Origin of the sequence: Stieleria sp. (assembly GCF_041595215.1) — a bacterium.
GTDB classification, from domain to species: Bacteria; Planctomycetota; Planctomycetia; order Pirellulales; family Pirellulaceae; genus Stieleria; species Stieleria magnilauensis.
The window spans coordinates 1-1,919 of the sequence record NZ_JBFHKV010001355.1 but is presented as its reverse complement, the minus strand read 5'-3'; the positions used below and the strand labels follow the sequence as shown (position 1 = coordinate 1,919).

The following is a 1,919-nucleotide window of genomic DNA, read 5'->3' as shown; positions in this document are numbered from 1 at the left end:
TTGAGTGCTTCGGCGGGGGATCGATTCGCGCCGCGTGGCTCACGGTCGCGTTTGTCGCCGCCGGGACCTCGCTTCGGGCAGTGGAATCGGAACCCGACGCCCAACCGCCGACAACGCCCCAGGTGGTCGTCGCCGACTTCCTCGGTCAGTACTGCGCCGAGTGTCATGACGCCGATTCGGCCGAGGGCGACCGCGAGTTCGACTCGTTCACGATGCCGCTCGCCTCGGTCGAGCAACAGATCACCGCCGACGAAATTGTCGATCAGCTGACGCTCAAGCTGATGCCGCCGGAAGACGCGCCGCAGCCGACTGATGCTGAGCGTTTGGCACTGCTGGGCACCTTGCGCCGCGGCATCGAAGCGTCCCGCCAGCGGTTGAAGGGATCCGGCGGGCGGACGGTGATGCGCCGGCTTTCCAATCGTGAATACGAACACACGCTGGCGACACTGTTCGATCGTCGCGTCGACACGCTGGGACTGACCGCTGACTTCCCGAAGGACAACACCGTCGGCCACATGGACAATCTGGGCGAATCCCTGGTGACGTCCGGCTTTCTGCTCGACCAGTACTTCCAGGCCGCCAACCGACTGGTGGAAGCTCGTCTGGGCAAGCCGGCGATGGAGCCGAAGACGTGGCACTTTCGCGACAATTTTCGTCAGTACGAAGAGCTCTCCAACCCGCACCGAAGCGCGTTGAAAAACGAGTACCTTTGTCTCTACGAACAGCCCAACACCGACACGCGGCAGGGCGGCTACGGGCACATCGAAGACTTTTTGCAAGGCGTACCAGTCGCTGGACTTTACGACATTGAAGTCCACGCCCAGGCGATGCATCGCGACACCCACTACGATCCAAAAATCTTTCGCATCGACTTTTCCGAGCCCTTTCAACTGGCCGTCGTTCCGGGCGACGTGACGAAGGGACACATCCATTACCCCCAAGCGATCGAACCGATCCTGGGGCAGGCGATCGTGCCGGATGAGCAGCCGGAATGGTTGACGTTTCGCGTTTGGCTTGAAGCCGGACAGACACCTCGATTTATCTTTCCCAACGGCCCCTACGAATCGCGGGCTTCGGTGATCGAGGTCAATAAACGCTACAAGGACGAGTTCGACCCCAAGAAATACAATGCCGGTGTCAGTCGAACCCACATCCTTCGCGAAGGCAAATTGCCCCACATCCGGATCGGGGAGATCAAGGTCCACGGTCCGATCGAGGAACCACACGGTGGGAAGGAGCAGGTGGCCGTGTTTGGACCGAAAGGGTTTCAGCCCGATCACGCGCTCGAGCAGCTGTTGGCGTTCGTACGGCGTGCCTACCGGCGCCCGTTGAACGATTCCGATCGCGATCGGATCGAGACGTTTTATCAGCAGCGATTGTCTGACGATGCGACGCCGCGGCAGGCAGCCTTGGACACGTTGAAGATGATGCTTTGCTCACCCTCGTTTCTTTACCTCAGCGAAATCACTCCGGAACAGGAAGCGTTACTCGGACCCCACGATCTCGCGTCGCGTCTGTCGTATGCATTGTGGACAGCGCCACCGGATGAGGAACTTTTCGCCGCAGCGGACGAGGGCAAGCTGACCGATCCTGGCGAGTTGAAAAAACAGATCGTTCGCATGCTCGATGATGAACGTTCCGAGGCGTTCGTCAGTGGATTCACCGATAGCTGGTTGAACCTTCGCGACATCGGCAATCTACCGCCGCCGCGCAAAGACGCCCCACAGTATTACGCCGAAAACTTGCCGGAGTCGATGAAGCTGGAAGCGAGACGGTTCTTTCGGCATCTGTTGGACAACGACGGTCCGGTGAGCGATTTTTTGGACGCCGATTACACCTTTGTCGACAAGAAGCTCGCCAAGCTGTACGGGTTGCCCGAACAAAAGACGCTTCGTTTGGCCGACGGCTTTCAGCGCGTC

General features: G+C 59.7%; 1 protein-coding gene. It reads left to right on the top strand.

Features of this window, described 5'->3' with window-relative positions:
• Window positions 1-80: 80 nt before the first annotated feature.
• The coding region (locus ABX749_RS31245) for a DUF1592 domain-containing protein (RefSeq protein WP_372899477.1) at window positions 81-1,919 on the top strand (1,839 nt) is incomplete at its 3' end.